A 26,370-nucleotide genomic window follows, 5' to 3' on the forward strand; every position below is an offset into this window, starting at 1 on the left:
CCTCCCACATTTCTGACCGAGTTCGGCTTGCAGGATCAGGTTGGCTATAAGGCCGCCGCGCGTTGGTTACTTTTCGGGTTGGCCATTACCGAAGAAACGCATCGCCACACCACCTAAACCTTAAACCGCGCCACCGTCTGATGCAGTTCCCCCGCCATCCCCGCCAGATCATGCCCCGCCGTTTCGGTATGCAAGGCCCCTTGCAATACCTGTTGCGACAGGTTCCGAATCCCCACCAGGTTGCGATCCACTTCCCGCGCCACCAGTGCCTGTTCTTCGGTGGCGCTGGCAATCATCAAGTTGCGCTCATTGATCTGCGAAATCGAGCGGGTGATTTCATCCAGCGCCTCCCCCGAGCGTTGCGCTACGCCCAAGGTCGCCTGTACCCGTTCGCTGCTGCTGTGCATGGCGGCCACGGCGTGTTCGGTGTCCTGGCGGATGTTGCCGATCATCTGCTCGATCTCCTGGGTCGAGGTCTGGGTACGATGGGCCAGGGCGCGCACTTCATCGGCAACCACCGCAAAACCGCGCCCGGCATCGCCGGCCCGGGCCGCTTCGATCGCGGCGTTGAGAGCCAGCAGGTTGGTCTGGTCGGCGATGCTGCGGATCACATCCAGCACGCCGCTGATGTCTTGCACGCGGCCGGCGAGTTGCTGGATGCGTTCGGAGGTTTCCACCACGCCGGTGGCCAGGGTGTTGATCGAGGCCACGGTTTCCTGCACCTGCGCCCGCCCAAGCTGGGCGGTCTGTTCCGACAGGCGTGAGGCTTCGCTGGTGCTCACCGCGTTGCGCGCGACTTCATCGACGGCGGCGGTCATTTCGTTCACTGCGGTGGCGGCCTGTTCGATTTCCTGGCCCTGCAACTGCAGGCTGCTGCTGGTCTGGCTGCTGACTGCGCTCAACTCTTCGGATGAACTGGCCACGCCATCCACCGAGGCGGCGATCTGCCGGACCATCTGGTTGAGGTTCTGCTGCATCTGGTGCAGGTTGCGCATCACGCTGCCGTCGGCACTGTTGCCCAGCGGCACCTCGATGGTCAGGTCGCCCTGGGCGATATGGCTGAGCACCCGCGCCACCTCGTCCGGCTCGCCGCCCAAAGGCCGGGTGACGCTGCGCGTGACGATCACGGCGGCCGCCACGACCAGGCTCACGCATAGCAGCAACAGCCCGATCATCGTGCGGCGCGCATCGTCGTAGAGAATTTGCGCAGCCTGCTCGCGCTCGACGAACAGTCGGCCTTGCATGGCCATCAACGCATCGAGGCTCTTGAACACCTCAAGCTCGGCCGGCACCACCTGCTGTTTGAGCTGGGCCAGGCCCTGCTCGCGGGCGCCCTGCTTGATCAGCGCCTGCACCTGGGTAAAGGCCGCGACGTAGGTTTCCCGATGGGTTTTCAACGCGGCATAGGCCGCCTTGCCTTCGGCGGTATCGAACAGTGGCTCCAGGGTGGCGAACGCCTGGGTAATGCGCTGCCGGGTGGTGCCAATGGCCTCTTGGGCCTGCTGGTTATCCTGGTCGATCAGCAGGTCGCGGGTGTTGCGCCCGTTATCGCGCACGCCGGTGGCGATCACCATGATCGGTGCGATTTTCGGCCAGTCCTGCTGCACGATCTGTTCGGACTGTTGCTTGAGGGTTGCCAGGTCATGCAAGGCGTAAAACACCAAACCGACCAGAGCCAGCGGCGCAATCGCGAAGCCGATGACAATGCGTTGTGCCGTGGTTAACTGCGTCATTCTAAACATTCCTTGATGAATACCTGCCCGAAACGGGCAGCATCTTTAAAAATCCTGGGAGGGCGATCGGTCACCCTCGTAATACAAAAGCCGGAAACAACTCGCGCATGCAGCCCCATAACTCCGGCAATGCCATCTGTGCCGGGGCAATCGGCAGTTGCTCATCGAGCATGCTTGCCGTGCGGACCATCTGCACGGCGAAGCGCTTGACACCACTGGCTTGCAAACGCTGGGCCAGGCGCAGCAGGCGCGACGTATCAATCAGATGCCAATGCACCGTGGTGCGGCACTCGTAGTCCACGCCACTGGCCAGCAAGGTCTCCAAACTGCGCCAATTGGCGACGCCGCTGCCTTTGACCTGGGTGACCAGTTGATAGTCCTCGACCAGGGCCTTCACATCGAAGCCCACCCAGTCGGCATGGCGCAGCGCATTGGCAAAGCCTGCCGGTTTGATCCCCGCACTGTGCAGGCCCACGCGAAAGCCCATGGCGCGTACCTCGTCCATCGCCGCCGGCAAACCTTCCTGCAAGGTCGGCTCACCGCCGCTGAACACCACTGCGTCCAACAGGTCCTGGCGGCGCTGCAAAAACAGCAAAACCCGGCGCCAATCGATCTCCGCGCTACCGCGCGGTGCAATCAGGTCCGGGTTATGGCAGTAACGACAGCGCCAGGCACAACCCTGGCAGAACAGCACACAAGCGAGCATGCCGGGGTAGTCGAGGGTGGTCAGGGGCACCATGCCCCCAACCCGTAGCATTCGACTCATTGGCGCCCGGCCGCGCAAGCCGCTTCGGTAAAGTGAACACGCTCCTTGTGTTCGGACTGTTTGCCGGGGTTGAACGCGGACACCGGCCGGTGGTAACCCATCACCCGGGTCCAGACTTCGCAGCGCTGACGTTGTGGCTGGGATGTTTGCATGGTGAATCTCCTTGCGGGTTGAAAAACAGGTTCAAGACTGGGCGGCAAGCGCGAGGATCTCATCGCACTTGGGGCAGAACTCGTGTTCGCCGGCGAGGTAGCCGTGTACCGGACAGATCGAGAAGGTCGGGGTCACGGTCAGGTACGGCAGGCGGAAACGCCCCAGCGCTTTGCGCACCAATTGCTTGCAGGCCTGGGCCGAGGAAATCTGTTCGGCCATATACAGGTGCAGCACGGTGCCGCCGGTGTATTTGCATTGCAGTTCGTCTTGCAGCTCGAGGGCTTCGAAGGGGTCTTCGGTGAAGCCCACCGGCAGTTGCGACGAGTTGGTGTAGTACGGCGCATCCAGGCTGCCGGCTTGCAGGATGTCCGGGTAGCGCTTGCGGTCTTCCTTGGCGAAGCGGTAGGTGGTGCCTTCCGCCGGTGTGGCTTCGAGGTTGTAGAGGTGACCGGTTTCTTCCTGGAAGCGCAGCAAGGTGGCGCGCACATGGTCGAGCAGGCGCAGGGCGAACGCGCGGCCTTCTTCGGTGTGCGTGCCCTGCGTGTCATCCGTGAAATTGCGCAGCATCTCGTGCATGCCGTTGAGGCCGATGGTGGAGAAATGGTTGCGCAACGTCCCCAGGTAACGCTTGGTGTAGGGGTACAACCCGGCGTCCATGTGGTGCTGGATCACCTTGCGCTTGACCTCCAGGCTTTCCATGGCCATTTCCATCAGGCTGTCCAGGCGTTGCAGCAAGCCGCTGGTGTCTCCCTTGAACAGGTAACCGAGGCGCGCGCAGTTGATTGTCACCACGCCCAGCGAGCCGGTCTGCTCCGCCGAACCGAACAGCCCGCCGCCGCGTTTGAGCAGCTCACGCACGTCCAGTTGCAGGCGACAGCACATGGAGCGCACCTGGTTGGGTTGCATGTCCGAATTGAGGAAGTTCTGGAAATACGGCAGGCCATAGCGCGCGGTCATCTCAAACAGGCGGTCGGCGTTCTCGCTGTCCCAGGGGAAATCATGGGTGATGTTGTAGGTCGGAATCGGGAAGGTGAACACCCGCCCCTTGGCATCCCCGGCCTGCATCACTTCGATGTAGGCGCGGTTGATCAGCTCCATTTCCGTTTGCAGGTCGCCATAGGCAAATGGCATTTCCTCACCACCGATCACCGGCACCTGCTCGCGCAAGTCTTCCGGGCAGACCCAATCGAAGGTCAGGTTGGTGAATGGCGTCTGGGTGCCCCAGCGCGACGGCACGTTGAGGTTGTAGATGAACTCCTGCACCGCCTGACGCACCTCGGGGTAGCTCAACTGATCTTTGCGCACATAAGGCGCAAGATAGGTGTCGAACGAGCTGAACGCCTGGGCGCCGGCCCATTCGTTTTGCAGGGTGCCGAGGAAGTTGACCATCTGCCCCAGGGCACTGCTCAAATGCTTGGGCGGCCCCGCTTCGACGCGGCCCGGCACGCCATTGAGGCCTTCGTGCAGCAACGAGCGCAGCGACCAACCGGCGCAGTAGCCGGCGAGCATGTCGAGGTCGTGGATATGCAGATCCGCCTCACGGTGTGCGCGGCCGATCTGCTGGCTGTAGACCTCGTCCAGCCAGTAATTGGCAGTGACCTTGCCCGAAACGTTCAGCACCAGCCCGCCGAGGGAATACCCCTGGTTGGCATTGGCCTGCACGCGCCAGTCTTCACGGTCGAGGTATTCGTTCATCGAGGTGGCGACTTCCACCAGGGTCTTGCGGTCACGGCGCAAGCGACCGTGCTGTTCGCGGTAGACGATATACGCGCGCATCGACAGGAAGTAACCGGCATCCATCAACACCCGCTCGACGCTGTCCTGGATCTGCTCCACATCCAGCCGTTCGATGCCGCGCAGCCGCGCCAGTACCGCACCGAGCAACAGGTCGACCTCGGCCTCCCGATACTCGCCGGTGGCATTGCCGGCGGCGATCAGCGCCTGACGGATTTTTTCGGCGTCGAAGGCAACGAGGCTACCGTCGCGTTTGTGCAGGCGGTTACTGACCAGCGGGCTGAGCATACTTTGCATTGGAAGGCTCCAGACACTACATATAGATTTAATAAATCTTTGAAACACAATATGCAGTGATATTACGGTCAAGCGTTTGGGCTGCCATTGATCAAGGTCAAGTCTGAACGAAGATCAAAATGTGGGAGGGGCGGTGCGACGATTCGGCTTGTTCCCGATAGCGGTGGATCAGTCATGCATGTATTGGCTGACACACTGCTATCGGGGGCAAGCCCCCTCCCACAGTAAGCCTCCTCCCACAGTAAGTTCCCTGCTACAGCAAGTCCCCTGCCACATTCAACCGCCGCTCATATTCATGAAGCGCACCACCTGCACCTCCCCTGCCCCGGTGAAATCATGGCGCAGCGGCTTACCCCGCAACCCCTTGTGCAACGCCTCGATCAACGGCGCGTCGTCCAACGGGTAACGCCGCAGCAAAGCGCGGAAGTCCACCGCGTTGTCCTGCCCCAGGCACAGCAGCAACTGCCCTTCGACGGTCATCCGCACGCGGTTGCAACTGCCGCAGAAGTTGTGGGAGTTGGGCGAGATAAAGCCGATACGCGTGCCCGGATGCCGCGCCAGGCGCACATAGCGCGCCGGGCCGCCGCTGTTTTCGGTGCTGTCGAGCAAGGCATGGTGACGGGCGATCACGCTGCGTACTTCATCACTGGCACAGAACGTCTCGCCGCGGGAGCGGCCCACGTCGCCCAGGGGCATTTCCTCGATAAAGCTGATGTCGATGCCTTGGTCGATCGCGTACTGCACCAGTGCCGGCACTTCATCGAAGTTGCGCCCTTTCATCACCACGCAGTTGAGCTTGACCCGCTCGAACCCGGCCTCTCGCGCCGCCTCGATACCGTCCAGCACCTGGCGCAGATCACCGTTGCGGGTGATCGCGCGAAAGCGCTGCGCATCCAGGCTGTCGAGGCTGATGTTCATGCGCTTGACCCCGGCGTCCACCAGCGGCTGCGCGAGGCGCGCCAACTGCGAGCCGTTGCTGGTCATCACCAGTTCGCGCAAGCCCGGGAGTGCCGCGATATTGCGGCACAACCCGACAATGCCCGGGCGGATCAACGGCTCGCCGCCGGTCAGGCGGATCTTGCGCACGCCCTGGCCGACGAACAGCGCGGCCAGGCGTTCCAGCTCTTCCAGGGTCAGCACCTGCTGGCGCGGCAGGAACGTCATGTTTTTCGCCATGCAGTACACACAGCGGAAATCACAACGGTCGGTCACCGACAAGCGCAGGTAATCGATCGAACGGCCCACCCCATCCACCAGGCTCATGTCACTGCACCAACGGCGAGTCGGCGCCCTGCAGCGCGATGCCACGAATGTCCGCCGCGCCGATCAGGGTTTGCAGGTACTGCACCAATGCCTTTTGCCACACGCCTTGCTGCAACTGGGTGCGGATCGCCACCGCCACCGCTTCATACGGCAGCGGTTGGCCTTCGATACGCTGATCGACATAGATCACATGCCAACCATAACGACTCTCCAGCGGCTTGCCGGCCAGGCCCGGCGCGAGGGTGAACAACTGACGCTCCAGCTCGGGCACGGTCTGGCCCTTGCTCACCTGGCCCAGCGAACCGCCCTGGGCCTTGGACGGGCACGCCGAATACTGCAGGGCCAGCTCGGCGAATTGGCCGGGCTGCTCGTTCAGGTTCTGCAGCAGCACTTCCGCCTGGCCGTGCGCCAGATGGCGCGCCTCGGCGTCGTCCGGCGCGCATTCGAGCAGAATGTGCCGCACCGCCAGCAACGGCGCGCTGTGAAAGCGCCCGCGGTTGTTCTCGAAGTAGCGCACACAGGTGGCCTCGTCGCACTCAGGCACCTTGACCTCACGCTCGAGCAGCAAGCGCGTGGCGGCTTCTTCTTCGTTCTCGCCGGCGGCGATCTCCACCGCCAGGCCCAGCTCGGCGATCCGCTGCTGCAACAGCTCGCGGATCACCAGCGCACGGGCGGCCAGATACACCGCCTCCTCGCGGCTTTCGGCCGGGTGATATTGCAACTCCAGGGCCATGGCCTCCGGCGTGACGGGCACGCCGTTGACGCTGATGATCGGCCATTCCTGTTCACTGCTGGCGATCAACTCAGGCGTCTTCAGTTCCTCGAACAGAGCCGGGGCCGCAACCTCGGCCACCACCGGTTCTTTGACCGACGAGCCGCAACCGCCGCTGCCGCCATTACCGCCACCACATCCGCATCCAGTTGTCATGACGCTCTCCTCAATACTTCTGCCGCACGATTTGATAACGACGCCCCAGGTACCAGATCGGCGCGCTGACCATATGCACCAAGCGGGTAAACGGGAACAGCACGAACAGGGTCAAGCCCAGCGCCACATGCGCCTTGTAGATCAGGCTGACCGGCTCGATCGACGCCGCCGCGTCCACTGGCCGCAACAGCACCACGTTCTGCGCCCAGTCGGCGAGCATCACCATGACCGAACCGTCCATATGCCCGGTGGACGCGACGATGGTCAGCAAACCGAGCACCAACTGCGCGAGCAGCACCAGCAGGATCAGGATGTCCGACGGGCTCGACGTGGCCCGCACACGCGGGTCGCCCAGGCGGCGCTTGACCAGCATCAGCAAACCCACCAGGCACAGCAGGCCGAAGACGCCACCGGAGACCATCGCCAGCAACTGCTTGTGTTCAGTGCTGATCACATGGTGATAGACCGACGCCGGGGTCAGCAGGCCGACAAAGTGCCCGGCCAGCACGAACAGCACGCCAATGTGGAAGAAGTTGCTCGCCACGCGCATGCCACGGTTGTTGAGCATCTGGCTGGAGCCAGCCTTCCAGGTGTACTGCGACAGGTCGAACCGCGCCCAACTGCCCAACAGGCAGATCGCCAGGGCGACATAGGGGTACACCCCGAATACCAGCAAATTCCACTTAGACATTACCCACCTCCGTGGCCGGCACTGCGGCCTGCCCTTCTTGCTGAAAATCCACCCAGTGCAACGGCACCGCGCTTTCTTCGCGGGCTTTGCCCGGTGCGCTGGGCATCGAGCTGCAACGGTCTTGTTGTTCGGCCTGCATAAAGTCCACCGCTTCCTCTTCCCAGATCTTGTCCAGGGCTTCGAGGGAGTCGTCACGCGGCTCGGCGGCGACCTGCGCGCGCAGTTCGGCCACGGCCTGGTGCGGCTCGGCACCCGAGATCTGCAGCAACGCACGGAAGCAACTGGCATAGGCGCTCTCGCGCTCGTCCAGACGTGCGGCGAGCAGCGCCAGCAGGTGCGCCACATCCGCCAGGCCCTCGCGGGCCTCGATGTCTTCGCGGGTCGAGAGGAACTCCAGGTACAGCGGGATATAGTCCGGCAGCTCCTTGACGCCGATGGCAAACCCGGCCTCTTCGTACTGGGCCATCATGTCGACCATGGCCTGGCCACGGTCGCGGGACTCGCCGTGGACGTGTTCGAACAACAGCAACGACAGCGAGCGCCCACGGCCGAACAGCGCGCCGTAGTGTTCCTGGCCGTCCATCAGGTCATTGGCGCAGATCAGCTCGAGCAACTCGAACAACGCGCCGCGCTGCTTGGGGCTGATCTCCCGCGACTCGATGATCGCCTGTTCCAGTTCGTCGCGGCCGCTCACCAGGGTTTCGGTGGGGTAGTCCAGCAGCAACGAAATCACTTTGAGAATACGCATGCTCAGTCCTCCCAGATCTGTACGGTTTTCAACACGTCGCGACGGTTGGCCTTCTTGGCACCGAACATGTTGGTGTCGGAGCTGCCGCTGCAACCGCTGCCGAAGCTGAAGCCACAGCCGGAGCGTTCGGCGAACGCGTCGCTCATGGCGTCTTCACGGTGCGCGCTCGGCACCACAAAGCGGTCTTCGTAGTTGGCGATCGCCAGGTAGCGGTACATCTCTTCCACCTGTTCCACGCTCAGGCCGACGTCTTCGAGCACTTGCAGGTCCTGCACGCCGTCGACTTGCTGGGAGCGTTTGTAGGCACGCATCGCCAACAGGCGTTTGAGCGCACGCTTGACCGGTTTTTCATCGCCAGCGGTGAGCAGGTTGGCCAGGTAACGCAGCGGAATGCGCAGGCTGTCGACATCCGGGATCACCCCGTTCATGCCCACGGTGCCGGCGGCGGCAGCGTTCTGGATCGGCGACAGTGGCGGTACGTACCAGACCATCGGCAAGGTGCGGTATTCCGGGTGCAGCGGCAGTGCGAGTTTCCAATCGACGGCCATTTTGTAGACCGGCGAGCGCTGGGCCGAGTCGATCACCGACTGCGGCACGCCATCGGCCAGGGCCTGGCGAATCACCGCCGGGTCATTCGGGTCGAGGAAGATTTCCAGCTGTTTCTCGTACAGGTCTTGCTCGTTGGCGGTGCTCGCCACTTCGCTGATGCGGTCGGCGTCGTAGAGCAGCACACCGAGGTAGCGAATCCGGCCGACGCAGGTTTCGGCACACACGGTGGGCATGCCGGCTTCGATGCGCGGGTAGCAGAAGATGCACTTCTCGGATTTACCGCTCTTCCAGTTGAAGTAGATCTTCTTGTACGGGCAGCCGCTGATGCACATGCGCCAGCCGCGGCACTTTTCCTGGTCGATCAGCACGATGCCGTCTTCTTCACGCTTGTAGATCGCACCGCTCGGGCACGAGGCCGCGCACGCCGGGTTGAGGCAGTGCTCGCACAGGCGCGGCAGGTACATCATGAAGGTGTTTTCGTACTCGCCATAAATGTCGGCCTGGATCTGGTCGAAGTTCTTGTCCTTGCGGCGCTTGGCGAACTCGGTGCCGAGGATTTCTTCCCAGTTCGGGCCCCACTCGATTTTCTGCATGCGCTTGCCGGACACCAGCGAGCGCGGACGCGCGGTCGGTTGGTGCTCGCCCAAAGGCGCGGTGTGCAGGTGCTGGTAGTCGAAGTCGAACGGCTCGTAGTAGTCGTCCAGGCTCGGCAGGTCAGGGTTGGCGAAAATGTTCGCCAACACGCGGAACTTGCCGCCGATGCGCGGGTTGATCGAGCCGTTGGCGTTGCGCACCCAGCCGCCCTTCCACTTGTCCTGGTTTTCCCATTCTTTCGGGTAACCGATGCCGGGCTTGGACTCGACGTTGTTGAACCAGGCGTATTCCATGCCTTCACGGCTGGTCCAGACGTTTTTGCAGGTGATGGAACAGGTGTGGCAGCCGATGCATTTGTCCAGGTTCAGGACCATGCCGATCTGTGAGCGAATCTTCATCTCAGTTCTCCTCGATATCAGTCGGCAATGGGCGCGGCAAGTCATCGCCGGTGGAACCATCGAGCCAGTCGACCTTGGCCATTTTGCGCACCACGACAAACTCGTCGCGGTTGCAACCGACCGTACCGTAGTAGTTGAAACCGTAGGCTTGCTGGGCATAGCCGCCGATCATGTGGGTCGGTTTGAGCACCACGCGGGTCACCGAGTTGTGGTGGCCGCCGCGGGTCTTGGTGGTTTCCGAACCCGGCACGTTCACGATGCGTTCCTGAGCGTGGTACATCATCACCATGCCTTCCTTGACGCGCTGGCTGACCACCGCACGGGCGGTCAGTGCGCCGTTGACGTTGAAGCACTCGATCCAGTCGTTGTCCTCAATCCCGGCGCGCTTGGCGTCGATCTCCGAGAGCCACACAATCGGCCCGCCGCGGCTCAAGGTGAGCATCAGCAAGTTGTCGCTGTAGGTGCTGTGGATGCCCCACTTCTGGTGCGGAGTGATCCAGTTCAGCACGATCTCGGTTTCGCCATTGCTGCGCTTGCCCTTCACGCCTTCGATGGTCTTGGTGTTGACCGGTGGCCGGTAGCTCATCAACTGCTCGCCGAACGCCTGCATCCACGGGTGATCCTGGTAGAACTGCTGGCGGCCGGTGATGGTGCGCCATGGGATGTTTTCATGGACGTTGGTGTAGCCGGCGTTGTAGCTCACGTGTTCGTCTTCCAGGCCGGACCAGGTCGGGCTGGAGATGATCTTGCGCGGCTGCGCCTGGATATCGCGGAAGCGGATCGCTTCATGGGCCTTGGAAATCGCCAGGTGGCTGTGGTCGATGCCGGTGAATTCCGACAGCGCGGCCCAGGCTTTCAAGGCGACCTTGCCGTTGGTTTCCGGAGCCAGGGACAGGATCACCTCGGCCGCGTCGATAGCGGTGTCGATTTTCGGCCGGCCATGGCTGATCCCGGCATCGTTTTCGTGATGGTTCAGTTCGCCGAGGAACTCGACTTCTTCATCGGTGTTCCAGTTGATGCCCTTGCCGCCGTTGCCGAGTTTTTCCAGCATCGGGCCCAGCGAGGAGAACTGCTTGTAGATGTTCGGGTAGTCGCGTTCCACCACTGCGATGTTCGGCGCGTTCTTGCCGGGTACCGGGGCCACGCGCGCGCTTTTCCAGTCGGTGCCGCCAAACGGTTGGGCCAGTTCGCCGACGCTGTCGTGCATCAGCGGTACGGTGACCAGGTCTTGTTCCACACCCAGGTGACCGACCGACATGGCCGAGAACGCCTTGGCGATGCCTTTGTAGATTTCCCAGTCGGAACGCGATTCCCACGCCGGGTCGATAGCCGCCGACAACGGGTGGATGAATGGGTGCATGTCCGAGGTGTTCATGTCGTCTTTTTCGTACCAGGTGGCGGTCGGCAAGACGATGTCGGAATACACGCAGGTGGAGGACATGCGGAAGTCCAGCGTGGTCACCAGATCGAGCTTGCCGATGGCGCCGTCCTCGACCCATTCGGCCTCGGTGGGCTTGCATTCGGTGCTGTGGCCGATGTCTTCGTTCATCACGCCATTCTTGGTGCCCAACAGGTACTTGAGCATGTACTCATGGCCCTTGCCCGACGAACCGAGCAGGTTGGAGCGCCAGATGAACATGTTGCGCGGGAAGTTCACCGGGCTGTCCGGCTGTTCGCAGGCAAAGCGCAGGCTGCCGTCCTGCCAGGATTTGACCACGTAGTCTTTCGGCGTCATGCCGGCTGCGGCCGCCTCACGGCAGATGTGCAGCGGGTTGGTGTTGAGCTGCGGCGCGCTGGGCAACCAGCCGGCGCGTTCGGCGCGGATGTTGTAGTCCAGGGCGTGTTCGGGGAACTGCGACTTGTCGGCCAGAGGCGAGAGCACATCGTGCATGCTCATTTTCTCGTGGCGCCATTGCGAGCTGTGGCCGTAGAAGAAGCTGGTGCCGTTCATCTGGCGCGGCGGGCGGTTCCAGTCCAGGCCGAAGGCCAGGGGCAGCCAGCCGCACTGCGGACGCAGTTTTTCCTGGCCGACGTAGTGGGCCCAGCCGCCGCCGGTCTGGCCGACGCAACCGCAGAGCATGAGCATGTTGATCAGCCCGCGGTAGTTCATGTCCATGTGGTACCAGTGATTCATCGCCGCGCCGACGATGATCATTGAGCGACCCTTGGTCTTGTCGGCGTTGTCGGCGAACTCACGGGCGATCTGGATGGCTTTCTCGCGGCTGACGCCGGTGATCGCTTCCTGCCACGCCGGGGTGCCCGGCACGCTGGCATCGTCGTAGTCCTTGGCCACGTTGTGGCCGCCCAGGCCACGGTCGATGGCCAGGTTGGCCGCCGACAGGTCGAACACGGTCGCCACCTTGGCCACGCTGCCGTCGGCCAGGGTCACGTTGTGGACCGGCACGCGGCGGTACTGCACCGCCTCGCCAGCGACGTGCTGGAAATGCTCCTGGACTTCGCCGGCGAAGTACGGGAACGCCACTTCGGCGACGTCGTCACCGATCAGGCTGAGTTTCAGGTCGATCGCGCGGCCTTCACCGCCCTCTTTGGCGAGGATGTTCCACTTGCCCTTCTCGCCCCAGCGATAGCCGATGGAGCCTTGCGGCGAGACCAGTTCACCGCTCTCGTCGAGGGCGATGGTTTTCCATTCCGGGTTGTTGTCCTGGCCGAGGTTGCCGGTGAGGTCCGAGGCGCGCAGGAAGCGGTCCGGCTGGAAGCCTGCGCCGGGAGCGAAACCGGTCATCGGCTTGAGCATCACCAGCACCGGCAAGTCGGTGAAGCGCTTGGCGTAGTCGGTGAAGTAGGCGCTCGGCTTGTCCAGGTGAAATTCTTTGAAGATCACATGGTTGAAAGCCTGGGCCAACGCGGCGTCGGTGCCCTGCTTGGGGTTGAGCCACAGGTCGGTGAGCTTGGCCACTTCCGAATAGTCGGGGGTGATCGCCACGGTCTTGGTGCCCTTGTAGCGCACCTCGGTGAAGAAGTGCGCGTCCGGGGTACGGGTCTGCGGGACGTTGGAACCCCAGGCGATGATGTAGTTGGAGTTGTACCAGTCGGCCGATTCCGGCACGTCGGTCTGCTCGCCCCACACCATCGGCGAGGCCGGTGGCAGGTCGCAGTACCAGTCGTAGAAGCTCAGGCACACGCCGCCGATCAGCGACAGGTAACGCGAACCCGCCGCGTAGCTGACCATCGACATGGCCGGGATCGGCGAGAAGCCGACGATGCGGTCCGGGCCGTATTGTTTGATGGTGTAGACGTTGGAGGCGGCGATGATTTCATTCACCTCCTCCCAGTTCGAGCGAATGAAACCGCCCATGCCGCGCTTGCTCTTGTAGGAGTCGGCCTTGGCCTTGTCCTCGACAATGCTCGCCCAGGCTTCCACCGGCGCCAGGGTCTGGCGCGCTTCACGCCACAGCTTGAGCAGCGGCTTGCGGATCTTCGGGTACTTGAGCCGGTTGGCGCTGTAGATGTACCAGCTGTAGCTCGCACCGCGCGGGCAGCCACGGGGTTCGTGGTTGGGCAGGTCGTTGCGGGTGCGCGGGTAGTCGGTCTGCTGGGTTTCCCAGGTGATCAGGCCGTTCTTCACGTAGATCTTCCACGAGCAGGAGCCGGTGCAGTTCACGCCATGGGTGGAACGCACGATCTTGTCGTACTGCCAGCGCGAACGGTAGACGTTTTCCCAGTCGCGGGACTCTTTACGGGTCTCGCCGTGGCCGTCGGAAAATTCGTTTTGTTTGCGGTTGAAGAACCGCAGTTGATCCAACAAATGACTCATGGTGCTTTCCTCATCAGGCGTGCTGCGGGGTGCGTTGCCCCGCGAATTCAGGTCGGACTAGCAGGGGGTGGCGCAACCTTTGCGGGCATACCACCACCAGGTCACGACAATGCAGCTCAGGTAGAAACCGACAAACATGTAGAAGGCCATCGCCGGGCTACCGGTGGCGGCCATGGAGGTGCCGAAGGACTTGGGAATGAAGAACGCACCGAAGGCGCCCATGGCCGAACTGAACCCCAGTACGGCAGCGGATTCCTTGCCGGCATTCTTGATGGCCTGCTCGCGCTCGGCGGCGGATTTACCGGCGCTGGCTTTCTCGTGCTGGGTGCGGAAGATCACCGGGATCATGCGGAAGGTGGAGCCGTTGCCCACGCCTGTGGTGATGAACAGCAACATGAACAGGCCGAGGAAGCCGTAGAAGTTGCCGCCCTGGCCGTTCTGCGGCAGGAAGTGCAGCACGCCGAATACCATCACGATCATCAGCACGAAGTTCCACAGGGTCACTCGCGCGCCGCCCAGTTTGTCCGCCAGCCAGCCGCCCAGTGGGCGCACCAGAGCGCCAACCAGCGGGCCGAGGAAGGCGAACTTCAACGCCACCACGTCCGGAAACGAGGTTTTGATCAGCAGCGGGAACGCCGCCGAAAAGCCGATGAACGAACCGAAGGTCGCCAGGTACAACCAGCACATCAGCCAGTTGTGCTTGCGTTTGAAGATCACCGCCTGCTCGCTGAACGAAGCGCGGGCGCTGGACAGGTCATTCATGCCGAACCAGGCCGCCACGGTGACGGTGAGGATGAACGGCACCCAGATGAACCCGGCGTTCTGCAGCCACAGCTGGCTACCGTCGGGCAGGGTTTGCGCTTGCCCGCCGACCATGCCGAACACCCCGAAGGTGATCACCAGCGGCACGCAGAACTGCATCACCGACACGCCCAGGTTACCGAGGCCGGCGTTCAGGCCCAGGGCCGTGCCTTGCTGCGCCTTGGGGTAGAAGAAGCTGATGTTGGACATGCTGGAGGCGAAGTTGCCGCCGCCGAAGCCGCACAACAAGGCGATCAGCACGAACACGCTGTAAGGGGTGTTGGGGTCTTGCACCGCGAAGCCCATCCACAGCGCCGGCAGCAACAGCGACGCGGTGCTCAGGGCAGTCCAGCGACGCCCGCCGAAGATCGGCACCATGAACGAATAGAACACCCGCAAGGTCGCGCCGGACAGGCCGGGCAACGCCGCCAGCCAGAACAGCTGGTCGGTGGTGAAGCTGAAGCCGATGGCGTTGAGGCGCACGATCACCGTGCTCCACACCATCCACACGGCGAAAGCCAACAGCAGCGCGGGAATCGAGATCCACAGGTTGCGGGTAGCGGTTTTTTTGCCGCTGGCCCCCCAGAACGCGGGGTCCTCGGGGCGCCAGTCGTGAATCACCGGGCCCGAATCGGGCTTTTGCGCGATGGACATGTTCATTCTCCTTGGAGACGTTGGGCGGTGTTGCCCAGCAGCGGTTGTTTGCGGATTTCGCTGAGGTACATCCAGGTCAGGGACACCCAGACCACGCCGTACATCAACATGAAGCAGGACGAGCGCACGCCGGTGAGGTCCACCAGGGCGCCAAACAGAATCGGCAGCACAAAGCCCCCCAGGCCACCGGCCAGGCCGACGATGCCGGACACCGCGCCCATGTTCTGTGGGTAGTCATTGGCGATGTACTTGAACACCGAGGCTTTGCCGAACGCGAAGGCGATGCCCATCACGAACAGCAGCACGGTGAACAGGGTGGGGTTGAGGCCGATGTGCAAATCCAGGGGACCGTTGACGGTCTGCACCTGCAATTGGGTCTGCGGGTAGCTGAGCAGGAACAGGCAGACCCAGCTCACCCACAACACCCACCAGGTCACGCTCTGGGCGCCCCAGCGGTCGGACATCCAACCGCCGACTGCGCGCAGCACGCCGCCGGGCAGGGAGAAACAGGCGGCCAGCAGCGCCGCGCTTTGCAGGCTGAAACCGTATTCCTGTACGTAGTACTTGGTCATCCACAATGCCAGGCCGACGTAGCCGCCGAAGACAATCGAGTAGTACTGGCAGTAGCGCCACACGGCCGGGTCTTTCAGGCACCGCAGTTGCTCGCGCAAGGTGGCGCCGCCGGCACTGCGGTGGGCCTTGTTTTCGCTGGTGAGGAACCAGAACAGCAGCGCGGTGATGAACAGGATCGCGCCGAACACCTTGGGCACCAGGTGCCAGGTGCCGAGGGCGATCAGCGCCGGGGCGAGGAACTTGGTGACCGCAGCCCCGGCGTTACCGGCGCCGAACACGCCCATGGCGAAGCCCTGGTTGTCCTTGTCGAACCACTTGGCGACGTAGGCGATGCCCACCGAGAACGAACCGCCGGCCAGGCCGACAAACAGGCCCAGCACCAGGAACTGCCAATAGGCGGTGGCGTAGGTGATCAGGTACAGCGGCAGCACGCAGGCGAGCATCAACAGGAAGAACACGATGCGCCCGCCGAAGCGGTCAGTCAGCAAGCCCAGTGGCAGGCGCACCAGGGAACCGGTCAAGACCGGCGTGGCGGCCAGCAGGCCGAACTGGGTTTCGTTGAGTTGCAGCAGCTCTTTGATGGGCACGCCCAACACGGCGAACATCATCCACACCATAAAGCAGACGGTGAAGGCCAGCGTGCTCATGCCCAGCACCAAGCCTTGTCTTATACGGGGTTGAGTCACGGTATGCGCTCCAAAAGGTGATTTCATGAGCGCAGGTTAGGGGCGACACCCCCTTGGAACTTGACGCAGATCAACGTCGGCCAGGGGGGTATAAGGCTATGCTGATCCCATATACCTCTAAGGAGGTAGTCCCTATAACAAGAGAAAGTCTTTATTTATCAATGGATTGATCTCTTGTGCCGGCGTTTTCCCGTGGGAGGGTTTGCCGGCAACTCTTTAGAGGTAGTGCGCCAGGGATCGCCGTTTTCCAGCTCGTTTTTCCTTTTCAGGTGCCGCCATGCAGGCTTTCTCCCCCCTCCGACTACGCCGTGATGTTTAACTGGCTACGCAGCTCCCTGCCCGCACGCGCCGGCTTGGCTGTGATCCTGATCGCTATCCTGGCCCTTGCCAGTTCCTTGAGTGCGGGGCTGATCGCCTGGTTCAGTCAGGGCGACGCCGCCGCAATCAACACCGCCGGCTCCGTGCGTATGGAGACCTACCACCTCAGCTGGCGGCTCGCCGCCGCCGCGCCGGCCGAAGAGATCGACACCATCACCCAGAGCCTGCAAAGGCGACTCGACAGCGACTCGCTCAAAGCGGTGCTGGAAGACGGCCCGAACAGCGCCCTGCTGCAGAGCTACCAACAGATCCAGCAACGCTGGAACGACGAGCTGCGCCCGGCCCTGACGCGCGGTGATACGGCGCAATTCCAGGCCAGCGCGCCGACATTCGTCGAGCAAATGAATCAATTCGTCAGCCTGTTGCAGCAACAGAGCGAACGCAAACAAAGCTGGCAGCAAGGCATCCAGGGCCTGGCGCTGTTCAGCACGTTGATCATCCTGTTGATCGGCCTGTATGAATTGCAGTACGGCGTGGTCAACCCTTTGCAGGAACTGGTACAGGCCACCCGGCGCTTTCGCGACGGCGACTTCAAGACCCGGGTCAACCACCGCTCCGACGATGAGCTGGGGCAACTGGCCCTGAGCTTCAACACCATGGCCGAGACCATCGAGGCGTCCCACCGCACCCTGGAAAGCCAGGTGCGCCTCAAGACCCTCAACCTGCAACAAGCCAACGCCGCCCTCGAGCTGCTGTACCAGAGCAGCAGCAGCCTGGCCACGCGCCTGGCCAATGCCGAGGGCCTGGACGAATTGATCCGGCGCTTCCAGAAACGCCTGCCGGGGTTGCGCCTGTCGTTGTGCCTGCAAGGCCACTTCCTCGCACCGGCCCAGCAGATGCTCGCCTTGCACGGCGGCGACAGCCGTAACATCTGCGCCATCGGCGATTGCGCGAGTTGCCATAAACACAAAGTGGCGCCGCCGCAGATATTCAGCATCAGCAACCAGGGCTCGGAACTGGGCGAACTCAAGGCCCACTTCGACGATGGCCACCCTCCGCAAGACTGGGAAAAGCAATTGATCCAGGCCCTGGCCAACCTGATCGGCACTTCGCTGTCGCTCAAACGCCAGCGCGAACAGGACCATCGTTTGCTGCTGCTCGACGAGCGCACCATCATCGCCCGGGAACTGCACGACTCCCTGGCGCAGGCGCTGTCGTACATGAAGCTGCAAGTCAGCCGCATGCAAACCCTGATCCGCCGGGGCGAACCCGTGGAAACCCTGGCCACCGTCACCGCCGAACTGCGCGACGGCCTGAACAACGCCTACCGCCAACTGCGCGAGCTGCTGACCACCTTCCGCCTGCAAATCCACGATGCCGGCTTGGTACAGGAGCTATCGGAAACCGCCGAAGAGTTCTCCCGGCGCGGCGAATTCCAGGTCCACCTGCACGTCGACGCCCTCGCCTTCCAATTGTCGGCCAGCGAACAGATCCACTTGCTGCAGATCACCCGCGAGGCCTTGTCCAACTGCCTGCGCCACGCCCATGCGCAAAACGCCTGGCTGCAACTGCGCCAGGAGGGCGAGACCGTGAGCCTGAGCATCGAGGACGACGGCCGTGGCTTTTGCGGCGCCGTCGACCAACGCGAACACCACGGCCTGACCATCATGGACGAACGCGCGCGCAGCCTGCACGGCCAACTCGACATCAGCCCCCGCGAGCCCCAGGGCACACGGGTGCATTTACGTTTTCAACCGGAATTTCTCGGGCAACCTCTACAAGGTAACCTCCCATGAGCACACTCCCCCGCCACCGCATTTTGCTGGTCGACGATCACCCGATGATGCGCCATGGCATGCGTCAGATACTCGAACTCGAAGACGATCTGCAGGTGGTCGGCGAAGCCGGCAATGGCCAGGAAGCCCTGGACCAGATCGAAACCCTGCAACCGGACCTGGTGCTGCTGGACAACAACATGCCGCAGATGAACGGCCTGGAAACCCTGCGCCGCCTGCGCGCCATGAACTATGCGGGCAAGGTGCTGCTGTTTACCGTGTCCGATGCCGAGGATGACATTCGCGATGCACTGCGCCTGGATGCCAACGGGTATCTGCTCAAAGACATGGAGCCGGAGTTGGTGGTGGAGTTCATCCGTGATGCGTTGCATGGAGCGCTGGTGATCAGCCCCGGGTTGACGCGGGTGCTGGCCCAGGCACTGCGCTCGCCGCAACCCCATGCGGCGGTGGACTTGACGGAGCGGGAACGGCAGGTGCTGCGCACGATTGCCAGTGGCTACAGCAATAAGGTGATCGGGCATAAGTTGGGGATTACCGAGGGGACGGTGAAGGTGCATGTGAAGAATCTGCTGCATAAGTTGGGGTTGCGGTCGCGGGTGGAGGCGGCGGTTTGGGCGATGGAGCACTTGCGGCAGGCGGGTTGATGGTTTTTCGGGGGGTTGGGTACATATCCGTTTCTTCGGTAGCGGCGGCTGGTGGCTCCGCTCTTGCCCCAACACTCGGCACCTCACTAATGCTCGGGCAAGGGCAAGAACAGATCAAAAGCAGAGCAAGGTCTATCTGACCCATGGAGATCCAAATGTGGGAGGGGGCTTGCCCCCGATAGCAGTGTGTCAGCCACTACATGCATAAGTGATCCACCGCCATCGGGGGCAAGCCCCCTCCCACATTTTGACCGCGTTCGGCTTGCAGGATCAGGTTGGCTATAAGGCCGCACCTAAGAGCAAGAGCAAATACAGAATGAGGTCTATCTGACCCATGGAAATCCAAATGTGGGAGGGGGCTTGCCCCCGATGGCAGTGTGTCAGCCACTGCATGCATAAGTGATCCACCGCCATCGGGGGCAAGCCCCCTCCCACATTTTTGACCGCGTTCGGCTTGCAGGATCAGGTTGGCTATAAGACCGCACCTAAGAGCAAGAGCAAATACAGAATGAGGTCTATCTGACCCATAGAGATCCAAATGTGGGAGGGGGCTTGCCCCCGATAGCAGTGTGTCAGCCACTACATGCATGACTGATCCACCGCCATCGGGGGCAAGCCCCCTCCCACATTTTTGACCGCGTTCGGCTTGCAGGATCAGGTCGGCTATAAGGCCGCACCTAAGAGCAAGAGCAAATACAGAATGAGGTCTATCTGACCCATGGAGATCCAAATGTGGGAGGGGGCTTGCCCCCGATGGCAGTGTGTCAGCCACTACATGCATGACTGATCCACCGCCATCGGGGGCAAGCTCCCTCCCACATTAAGGCCACATCTTTAACCCAAGCTGACCGAACATGGGAAGAGGTACCCCCTTCGAGGCATATCCCCAAACCCCGGGCCGCCCTACCCTGATGAACCGCGGAGGCCCTTATGCTCACCCATCCCCACATCGTTCTAACCCTGCGCAGGCATCACCTGTTCAGCCGGCTGCCTGAAAAAACCTTCCAGGATGTCTGCACCCTGGCCAGTCTCAAGCGTTTGCCCAATCACACCCCGCTCATGCACCAGGGCGATCCCGCCGATCGGTTCTTCCTGCTGGTCAGCGGCCAGATCAAGCTGCACCGGGTCACTGGCGAAGGTCAGGAGCATCTGGTGGAAGTCATCCGCCCCGGCCAGACGTTTGCCGAAGCGCTGCTGTTCACCCAAGCCAAGGCGTACCCGGTGAGTGGCACCGCGCTCAAGGACAGCGTGCTGGTGAGTATCGAAGGCCAACACTATCGCCGCGCCCTGGAAGACCAACCGGCCATTTGCCTGGCGATTCTGGCGAGCATGAGTATTCACCTGCATCAGCGCCTCCAGGACATCGACACCCTGACCCTGGCCAATGCCAGTCGCCGGGTGATCAATTTCCTGTTCCAGGAGCGCGACGACGTCAGCGGTGAGGTGGTGTTGCAGGTGCCCAAGCGCCTGGTGGCGTCGAAGCTGGGGATTCAGCCGGAGACGTTTTCGAGGATTCTGCATCGGCTGGTGGAAGGCGGGTTGATCGAGGTGCGCCAACGCACCATTCGAATCCTGAACGCAGAACAGTTGATGGGGTATCAAGCCGGTTGATACCCCCTCGCGGTCAATGCCCGCTGTGCATCATCGGCATCGGTTGCTGCAACAACGCCAGGTCGATCTGCTCGAAACGCAACAGCCGACCACCGGTGTCCGCCGCGACTTTCTGCGCTTTGGCCTCATCGGCAAACGAAGCCAGTACCACGCCCATGGCGCCCTTGAGCCCGGTGCCGATCACGTAGTACGCGGTGCGGGCGTCGATCAGGTGCTTGTCGTCCGGAGCATTCCATTGGCTGCGGCCCATGTCGTGTACGTACAGCTTCGCGTCGTCGTGCCGGTTTTCCGGTTGCAGCCACCAGCCGAGCATTTCGGCGGTAGAGCAGAATTTCTTCACCCCGCCCCGCTCCACCACTTGGCCCTTGGGCCCGGGGAATTCGTTGATCACCATACCGCACACGTGGCACTCGTCGTTGGGATGAAACGCCACCGGCGCGTCACTGAAGCTCGACTCCGGCGCCTTGTCGCAGGCGCTCATCAACAAGCCGACCAACAAGGCCGCCACTACCCGTGTCTTGAAACCCATTTCACTCACTCCAGCAGTCATAAAAAATCCTCACGCCGCACGGCGGCGGAACAGCCCGTAGGCCAGCGCCAGCGGCACGGCCACCCACGCCAGCAGGCACGCCCACAGGGCCAGCGGCGGCACGTCCAGGTCTGAACCCAGGGCCATGACCCCGACGGACTGGGTGCCCGTACCGAAACCCGAGAGGTTGATCAACCGATACACGTCGGTGGGGTTGAGCAGCAGCAACCAGGGCAGCCCCTGCGGGTTGAACTGGCCTTTGCTGAGCACCAGCAAGGCCAGCAGCGCCAGGTCGAAGACCAGCACGAAGAAGAACCACACGCCGAGCGCCAGCCCGGCGGCGGTGGATTTTTCCGCGCACAGGCTGCTCAGACCATAAGCCAGCCCGAGAAAGCACCAGCCAAGCAGGGCCGAGGTCAGCATGAACCGGCCAAAGGCCCAGAGCAGCATGGCGAAGTCCACGTCGTCGACCAGCAACGCAATGGCGAGCATCGCGCAGCCGAAGCCGAGGACCGTGGCCAGCGCGAGGATCAGCCCATGGCCGACGAACTTGCCGAGCAGGATCTGCCCGCGCCCCAACGGATAGGTGAGCAACAGCAACAAGGTGCCGCTCTCGTCTTCGCCGACGATCGCGTCGTAGGCCAGCAACAGCGCGATCAGCGGCATCAGGAACGTCGCCAGGCTGGCCAGGCTGGCGATGGTCGCCGGGATCGAGGTGAAGCCCAGTTGCCCGGCGGCGGCGGCGCCCAGCCAGGCGATGCCGATGGCCAGCACCGCGAACAACAGGCTGATCGCCAACAGCCAACGGTTGCGCAGGCCGTCGCAGAACTCTTTGCGGGCCATGTTCCAGATCGGGTTCATAAGGCCGCCTCCTGTGCCGTGACCATCGCGCTGTCCATGTAATGCCGGTAGATGTCTTCAAGGGACGGCGGCAGGATTTCCACGTCGCTGGGGCTGTCCTCGGCCAGCAGTTGGCGCAGCAGTTGCACCTTGCTGCCGTTGTGCGCCGCCACTTGCAGCCCTTCGACGCCCCAGCGCCGGGTGACATGGCCGGCGGCGCTCCAGCGTTGTTGCAGCGATTCGACGCGCTGCAAGCCGCAGGTGCGGATCAGCGTCGGCAAGCCGGCCTCGGCGCGCAACTGCGCCAGGCTGCCCAAGGCCAGCAGGCGGCCCTGGGTCAGGATCGCCGCACGGTTGATGTGCGCCTCGACGCCCGGCAGCACGTGGGAGCACAGGATGGTGCTGGTGCCGGCCGCACGCAGGCGGTCGAGCAGGCGATACAAGTCCTGGGTAGCGAACGGGTCGAGGCCCACTGTGGGTTCGTCGAGCAGCAACAGGCGCGGCTCGCCGAGCAAGGCCTGGGCCAACCCGAGGCGCTGGCGCATGCCCTTGGAATAGGTCTTGACCCGCCGCCCTGCCGCCGCGGTCAGGCCGACGTCGTCCAGCAGGCTGTCGACCTGATGCATCGGCGCGCCCTTGAGCCGGGCGAAGTGACGCAGGGTTTCGACGCCGCTCAACTGTGCATAGAACGTGACGTTTTCCGGCAGATAACCGAGCCAGCGACGCACGTGGGGATCACTCGGCGCACGGCCGAACACCCGCACCTCGCCGGCGCTGGCGCGCAGCAGGCCGAGCACCAGTTTCATCGCCGTGGTCTTGCCCGCGCCGTTGTGCCCGAACAACCCCAGGACTTCGCCGGGGGCCAGGCTCAGGTTCAGGTCGTGCAGCACCGTGGCACGCCCATAGCGCTGGCTGACGCCTTCGATCTCGACGACATTCATCATGCAGGTTCCTTCTGAGTGGGGGCTTGCATCAGGGGGTGGCTGTCCATCACACCCGGCGACTTCATCACCGGAAACGCACGTTGCACCCAGCGCAGCAACTCGATGCCGGGGCTGTTCATCAACAGCCGCACCTGGGGGTACAACCACAGCAGGCGGTCGACGTTGTCGTTCGGCTCATACGCCACATCGCCAAGGCCATCGCCGTTGCGGTCCCAGCCGAGGTAGTCGCTCCAGTAGTTGCCCCGGCCGTCCGCCGACCATTCCTGCAAGCGGCTGGCGACGTATTTGACCTGGCGCTGGTTGTCGATGAAGGCGTTGCCGGCGATGCGGTTGTCTTCGGAGCCGGCGGTCAGGTGAATGCCCACCGCGCTGCGCGCGAAGCGGTTGTTTTCGATGCGGTTGAACAGCGAGTTGTAGATGAACAGTGCCTTGCCTTCGCCGCCGGCGATCATGGTGTCGCCGGTGGAGCCGTCGCGCACATCGGTGACGACGTTGTCCTGCAAGGTCGAATAGGTGATGTAGTTCATCAGGATGCCGTAGTTCTGGTCCTGCTCGGAGCGATTGCCGATCACCGTCAGCTTGCGGCTTTGCATCAACGCATAGCCGGTGCGGGTGCGGCGGGTGGTGTTGCCCAGGACCTGGTTGTCGTTGGCAAACATGTAGTGGATGCCGTAGCGCAGGTCTTCCAGGGTGTTGCCTTGCAGCAGGTTGCCGTTGGAGGTGTCGATGTAGATGCCGTCGCGGGTGTCGCGCACGTGGTTATCGATGACGCGGGCACCGTGTACCGCGTACAGGTGAATGCCGTTGCCACGGTCCTGCGAACGTACCGAGGTGTCACCCTGGATGCGGTTGCCGATCACGCTCACGTCCTGGGTACCATCGACCCAGATGCCAAAGCCCTGGCCTTGCAGGCGGTTGCCCAGCACTTGCGCGCCGCGCGCCTGGGGCTGGATGAACACAGCGGCGTTCATGGCCGTGAGGTCGTCGCCCCAATCGAGGAACGTGCAGCCTTGGACGCTGACATCCGGCGCGCTGATCAGCAGGCCGTTGCCCTGCCCTTCGGCCTGGAAGATGGCGCCGGGGGCGCAGGTCAATTGCAGCGGTTGGTCGATGCGGAACGAGCCCCGGTACTCGCCGGCAGGCAAGCGCCAACGGTTGGGGCCGTCGGCTTGCAGGGGTAAGTCGGTGATGGGGCGAACGGCGGCGACCGCTCCCGCCGAAGCCACTATCAGCATCACCAGGATGACGAGTGATCGAGTCACGATGATGTCCTCTTAAAGGAAATGCGGCTAAAAGTGGGAGGGACGGTGCGACGATTCGACTTGCTCCCGATGAGGGTGTGTCAGTTGATGCATCTGTGACTGATTCACCGCCATCGGGAGCAAGTCGAATCGTCGCACCGTCCCTCCCACATTTGCCTTGTGTCGTTTCTCAAACAGCGTGTCAGGCGGGCTCGACCTTCATCCGCCCGACCATTTCCATGTGCAGGGCATGGCAGAACCAGCTGCAGTAGTACCAATGCAGCCCGGGCTTGTCGGCAATGAATGTGATCGACGAGGTCTGCTGCGGGCTGATCTCCATGCTCGCGCCGTGGTTGACCATGACAAAGCCGTGGGTCACGTCTTCGATCATGTCGATATTGGTGATGGTCACGGTGACTTCATTGCCCTGTTTGACGGTGAACTCCGAAAGCCCATAGGCCGGGGCCATGGAGGTCATGTACACGCGCACCTTGTTGCCGTCGCGGATCACCTTGCTGTCGGTTTCCAGGTTGATCCCGTCCTTCTTGGCGATGGCCACCGTTTCGGCGAAGAATGGATCGTTGCGCTCCCAGATTTTCTTGGTCTTGATCTGGTCGCGGCGCGCCATCACACAGTCATGGGGTTCGGCGAAGGCCGGGCCGTCGTGGACCAGTTTCATTTCATCGCCGGAGATGTCGATCAACTGGTCGTTTTCCGGGTGCAGCGGGCCGGTGGGCAGGAAGCGGTCCTTGGAGAACTTGCTCAAGACCACCAGCCACTGGCCGTCGGCGTCGCGGGTTTCGGTCAGCGACGCATGGTTGTGACCGGGCTGGTACTGCACATCGAGCTTCTGCTTGATGTAGTTGACCTTCTCGCCGCCATAGGCACGGATGGCCTCGGCGATGTTCCACTTGACCACCTGGCTGTCGATGAACAGCGTGGTGTAGGCAAAGCCGCGTCCGTCGTAGGTGGTGTGCAGCGGGCCCAGGCCCAGCTCCGGTTCACCGACCACCACACCGCGCGGGTCGCTGATCTTGCCGCTGAACAGGTCGTCGAGTTTTTCGATGGCGATGATGGTGCAGGTCGGCGACAGCTTGCCGTTGGCGATGAAGTACTTGCCATCCGGCGAGGTGTTGCAGCCGTGGGGGTTTTTCGGCACCGGAATGTAGCGGGTGAACTCGCTGTCCTTGCCGTCCTCGGATTTGCGTCCGTCCACCACCGGCACCTTGACGCCGTCCACATTGATGAACTTGCCGGCCTTGATCGCCGCTTCGATGCGCGGGATGTTGAACACCACCACCCAGTCGCGCTCATTGCGCATCATGCCGGCCAGGTCGGTGGCCTTTTCCGAGTTGTAGCAGGTGGCCGCTGCGTACTTGCCGGTGTAGTCCATGTCGGCGTTGTCGAGGTTGCCGTCGACGATCACCTGGAAGGCCATCTCCATTTTTTCCGCATCGATGGCGTTGAACATGGTGAAGCTGTTGCGATCCTGCAGGTCGAAGTTTCGGCCGTCATTGGGGTGCGGGATGATGAATTCGGCGTTGCAGAACACGTACTTGGTGTAGGGCACCTTTTGCAGGCGCAGGCCGTGGATGGCCTGGACGTTCGGTACGGTGAGGATTTTGTCGCACTTCATGATGTCCAGGCGGATGCGCGCCACCCGGCTGTTGGCCTTGTCATTGATAAACAGGTACTTGCCGTCGTAGTGGCCGTCGGTGGTGGACAAGTGCGGGTGATGGCAATCGCCGTTGGAGTACTTGGCGCCCTCGCCGAGGATGCGCTTGCTCTCGTTGGTCAGGCCCCAACCGGTGGCCGAATCGACGTTGAACACCGGGATACGCATCAGCTCGCGCATCGACGGGACGCCCATCACCCGCACTTCGCCCTGGTGACCGCCACTCCAGAAGCCGTAGTAATCGTCGAGCTGGCCGGGTTCCACATGGATTTTCGATTTGGCGTCCTTGGCCGCCGCCGCGAAGGATTCACGGGTAAACACCGCGCCGCCGAGGGCCGACGCACCCGCCAGTACGGCGCCGGTCACCGCACCGGTGCCGAGGAAACTGCGCCGGGTCAGGCCGTCATGTTTATCGTCTGTATCGTTCAT

20 protein-coding genes are annotated in these 26,370 nt (G+C 62.6%); 3 read left to right on the forward strand and 17 right to left on the reverse strand.

Annotated elements, in window-relative coordinates; translation table 11 throughout:
• Positions 1–113: 113 nt before the first annotated feature.
• From JN756_RS18260 to JN756_RS18315, 12 genes are all read right to left on the reverse strand, one after another.
• Positions 114–1,733 (reverse strand): methyl-accepting chemotaxis protein, encoded by a 1,620-nt coding sequence (locus JN756_RS18260; protein ID WP_108526374.1) that lies wholly within the window; start codon positions 1,731–1,733, stop codon positions 114–116.
• Positions 1,734–1,803: 70 nt separating this feature from the next.
• Entirely contained in the window at positions 1,804–2,499 is a 696-nt protein-coding gene (locus tag JN756_RS18265; RefSeq protein WP_169850799.1) for an anaerobic ribonucleoside-triphosphate reductase activating protein, read from the reverse strand.
• Complete coding sequence (gene nrdD, locus JN756_RS18270) at positions 2,496–2,651, reverse strand: anaerobic ribonucleoside-triphosphate reductase (protein WP_017849317.1); 156 nt, start codon at positions 2,649–2,651, stop codon at positions 2,496–2,498. The genes JN756_RS18265 and nrdD overlap by 4 nt, the downstream gene beginning before the upstream one ends.
• A 31-nt stretch (positions 2,652–2,682) precedes the next feature.
• Positions 2,683–4,683, reverse strand: a complete 2,001-nt coding sequence (locus JN756_RS18275; protein WP_017849318.1) for a ribonucleoside triphosphate reductase — start codon at positions 4,681–4,683, stop codon at positions 2,683–2,685.
• A gap of 276 nt (positions 4,684–4,959) precedes the next feature.
• The gene (moaA, locus tag JN756_RS18280; protein WP_017849319.1) at positions 4,960–5,946 is read right to left on the reverse strand and encodes a GTP 3',8-cyclase MoaA; all 987 of its coding nucleotides are present in this window, start codon (positions 5,944–5,946) and stop codon (positions 4,960–4,962) included.
• 1 nt (position 5,947) lies between these two features.
• Positions 5,948–6,874, reverse strand: coding sequence for a peptidylprolyl isomerase (locus JN756_RS18285; RefSeq protein WP_057006085.1), 927 nt, complete (start codon positions 6,872–6,874; stop codon positions 5,948–5,950).
• A 10-nt stretch (positions 6,875–6,884) separates the two neighbouring features.
• Complete coding sequence (narI, locus tag JN756_RS18290) at positions 6,885–7,565, reverse strand: respiratory nitrate reductase subunit gamma (RefSeq protein WP_017849321.1); 681 nt, start codon at positions 7,563–7,565, stop codon at positions 6,885–6,887.
• Positions 7,558–8,313: a nitrate reductase molybdenum cofactor assembly chaperone gene (gene narJ, locus JN756_RS18295; RefSeq protein ID WP_046383085.1), complete on the reverse strand. Its 756-nt coding sequence runs from the start codon at positions 8,311–8,313 to the stop codon at positions 7,558–7,560. Before narJ ends, narI begins: the two co-directional genes overlap by 8 nt.
• A gap of 2 nt (positions 8,314–8,315) precedes the next feature.
• Positions 8,316–9,854, reverse strand: coding sequence for a nitrate reductase subunit beta (narH, locus tag JN756_RS18300; protein ID WP_017849323.1), 1,539 nt, complete (start codon positions 9,852–9,854; stop codon positions 8,316–8,318).
• A 1-nt stretch (position 9,855) separates the two neighbouring features.
• Positions 9,856–13,629 carry a nitrate reductase subunit alpha gene (locus JN756_RS18305; protein WP_017849324.1) on the reverse strand — a complete coding sequence of 1,258 codons (3,774 nt, stop codon included), beginning with the start codon at positions 13,627–13,629 and terminating at the stop codon, positions 9,856–9,858.
• A gap of 57 nt (positions 13,630–13,686) precedes the next feature.
• Complete coding sequence (locus JN756_RS18310) at positions 13,687–15,084, reverse strand: NarK family nitrate/nitrite MFS transporter (RefSeq protein ID WP_046489190.1); 1,398 nt, start codon at positions 15,082–15,084, stop codon at positions 13,687–13,689.
• Between the two features lie 2 nt (positions 15,085–15,086).
• Positions 15,087–16,343, reverse strand: a complete 1,257-nt coding sequence (locus JN756_RS18315; protein ID WP_032804979.1) for an MFS transporter — start codon at positions 16,341–16,343, stop codon at positions 15,087–15,089.
• A 311-nt stretch (positions 16,344–16,654) separates the two neighbouring features.
• Here JN756_RS18315 and JN756_RS18320 point away from each other — a divergent pair, with 311 nt between their 5' ends.
• The 3 genes from JN756_RS18320 to JN756_RS18330 all read left to right on the forward strand — a co-directional run bounded on the left by JN756_RS18320 (position 16,655) and on the right by JN756_RS18330 (position 20,712).
• Positions 16,655–18,457, forward strand: coding sequence for a HAMP domain-containing protein (locus JN756_RS18320; RefSeq protein WP_128192647.1), 1,803 nt, complete (start codon positions 16,655–16,657; stop codon positions 18,455–18,457).
• The gene (gene narL / locus JN756_RS18325; RefSeq protein ID WP_017849328.1) at positions 18,454–19,101 is read left to right on the forward strand and encodes a two-component system response regulator NarL; all 648 of its coding nucleotides are present in this window, start codon (positions 18,454–18,456) and stop codon (positions 19,099–19,101) included. The genes JN756_RS18320 and narL overlap by 4 nt, the downstream gene beginning before the upstream one ends.
• A gap of 930 nt (positions 19,102–20,031) precedes the next feature.
• Positions 20,032–20,712 (forward strand): Crp/Fnr family transcriptional regulator, encoded by a 681-nt coding sequence (locus JN756_RS18330; RefSeq protein WP_017849329.1) that lies wholly within the window; start codon positions 20,032–20,034, stop codon positions 20,710–20,712.
• A gap of 13 nt (positions 20,713–20,725) precedes the next feature.
• Here JN756_RS18330 and JN756_RS18335 read toward each other — a convergent pair whose 3' ends face one another.
• From JN756_RS18335 to nosZ, 5 genes are all read right to left on the reverse strand, one after another.
• Positions 20,726–21,241: a nitrous oxide reductase accessory protein NosL gene (locus JN756_RS18335; protein ID WP_017849330.1), complete on the reverse strand. Its 516-nt coding sequence runs from the start codon at positions 21,239–21,241 to the stop codon at positions 20,726–20,728.
• 30 nt (positions 21,242–21,271) lie between these two features.
• Positions 21,272–22,102, reverse strand: a complete 831-nt coding sequence (locus JN756_RS18340; protein ID WP_046383080.1) for an ABC transporter permease — start codon at positions 22,100–22,102, stop codon at positions 21,272–21,274.
• Positions 22,099–23,022, reverse strand: a complete 924-nt coding sequence (locus JN756_RS18345) for an ABC transporter ATP-binding protein (protein WP_017849332.1) — start codon at positions 23,020–23,022, stop codon at positions 22,099–22,101. The genes JN756_RS18340 and JN756_RS18345 overlap by 4 nt, the downstream gene beginning before the upstream one ends.
• Positions 23,022–24,260 (reverse strand): nitrous oxide reductase family maturation protein NosD, encoded by a 1,239-nt coding sequence (locus JN756_RS18350; RefSeq protein ID WP_057006108.1) that lies wholly within the window; start codon positions 24,258–24,260, stop codon positions 23,022–23,024. The genes JN756_RS18345 and JN756_RS18350 overlap by 1 nt, the downstream gene beginning before the upstream one ends.
• A 208-nt stretch (positions 24,261–24,468) precedes the next feature.
• Positions 24,469–26,370, reverse strand: a complete 1,902-nt coding sequence (nosZ, locus tag JN756_RS18355; protein WP_046383078.1) for a TAT-dependent nitrous-oxide reductase — start codon at positions 26,368–26,370, stop codon at positions 24,469–24,471.

The organism is Pseudomonas sp. Y39-6 (genome assembly GCF_023651955.1).
Lineage (GTDB): Bacteria > Pseudomonadota > Gammaproteobacteria > Pseudomonadales > Pseudomonadaceae > Aquipseudomonas > Aquipseudomonas veronii.

What these genes read in the sequence shown, in the direction of transcription:
- JN756_RS18260 (WP_108526374.1), bottom strand. Translation starts at nt 1,733, where the DNA reads ATGACGCAGTTAACCACGGCACAACGCATTGTCATCGGCTTCGCGATT.
- JN756_RS18265 (WP_169850799.1), bottom strand. Translation starts at nt 2,499, where the DNA reads ATGAGTCGAATGCTACGGGTTGGGGGCATGGTGCCCCTGACCACCCTC.
- nrdD (WP_017849317.1), bottom strand. Translation starts at nt 2,651, where the DNA reads ATGCAAACATCCCAGCCACAACGTCAGCGCTGCGAAGTCTGGACCCGG.
- JN756_RS18275 (WP_017849318.1), bottom strand. Translation starts at nt 4,683, where the DNA reads ATGCAAAGTATGCTCAGCCCGCTGGTCAGTAACCGCCTGCACAAACGC.
- moaA (WP_017849319.1), bottom strand. Translation starts at nt 5,946, where the DNA reads ATGAGCCTGGTGGATGGGGTGGGCCGTTCGATCGATTACCTGCGCTTG.
- JN756_RS18285 (WP_057006085.1), bottom strand. Translation starts at nt 6,874, where the DNA reads ATGACAACTGGATGCGGATGTGGTGGCGGTAATGGCGGCAGCGGCGGT.
- narI (WP_017849321.1), bottom strand. Translation starts at nt 7,565, where the DNA reads ATGTCTAAGTGGAATTTGCTGGTATTCGGGGTGTACCCCTATGTCGCC.
- narJ (WP_046383085.1), bottom strand. Translation starts at nt 8,313, where the DNA reads ATGCGTATTCTCAAAGTGATTTCGTTGCTGCTGGACTACCCCACCGAA.
- narH (WP_017849323.1), bottom strand. Translation starts at nt 9,854, where the DNA reads ATGAAGATTCGCTCACAGATCGGCATGGTCCTGAACCTGGACAAATGC.
- JN756_RS18305 (WP_017849324.1), bottom strand. Translation starts at nt 13,629, where the DNA reads ATGAGTCATTTGTTGGATCAACTGCGGTTCTTCAACCGCAAACAAAAC.
- JN756_RS18310 (WP_046489190.1), bottom strand. Translation starts at nt 15,084, where the DNA reads ATGTCCATCGCGCAAAAGCCCGATTCGGGCCCGGTGATTCACGACTGG.
- JN756_RS18320 (WP_128192647.1), top strand. Translation starts at nt 16,655, where the DNA reads ATGTTTAACTGGCTACGCAGCTCCCTGCCCGCACGCGCCGGCTTGGCT.
- narL (WP_017849328.1), top strand. Translation starts at nt 18,454, where the DNA reads ATGAGCACACTCCCCCGCCACCGCATTTTGCTGGTCGACGATCACCCG.
- JN756_RS18330 (WP_017849329.1), top strand. Translation starts at nt 20,032, where the DNA reads ATGCTCACCCATCCCCACATCGTTCTAACCCTGCGCAGGCATCACCTG.
- JN756_RS18335 (WP_017849330.1), bottom strand. Translation starts at nt 21,241, where the DNA reads ATGGGTTTCAAGACACGGGTAGTGGCGGCCTTGTTGGTCGGCTTGTTG.
- JN756_RS18340 (WP_046383080.1), bottom strand. Translation starts at nt 22,102, where the DNA reads ATGAACCCGATCTGGAACATGGCCCGCAAAGAGTTCTGCGACGGCCTG.
- JN756_RS18345 (WP_017849332.1), bottom strand. Translation starts at nt 23,022, where the DNA reads ATGAATGTCGTCGAGATCGAAGGCGTCAGCCAGCGCTATGGGCGTGCC.
- JN756_RS18350 (WP_057006108.1), bottom strand. Translation starts at nt 24,260, where the DNA reads ATGCTGATAGTGGCTTCGGCGGGAGCGGTCGCCGCCGTTCGCCCCATC.
- nosZ (WP_046383078.1), bottom strand. Translation starts at nt 26,370, where the DNA reads ATGAACGATACAGACGATAAACATGACGGCCTGACCCGGCGCAGTTTC.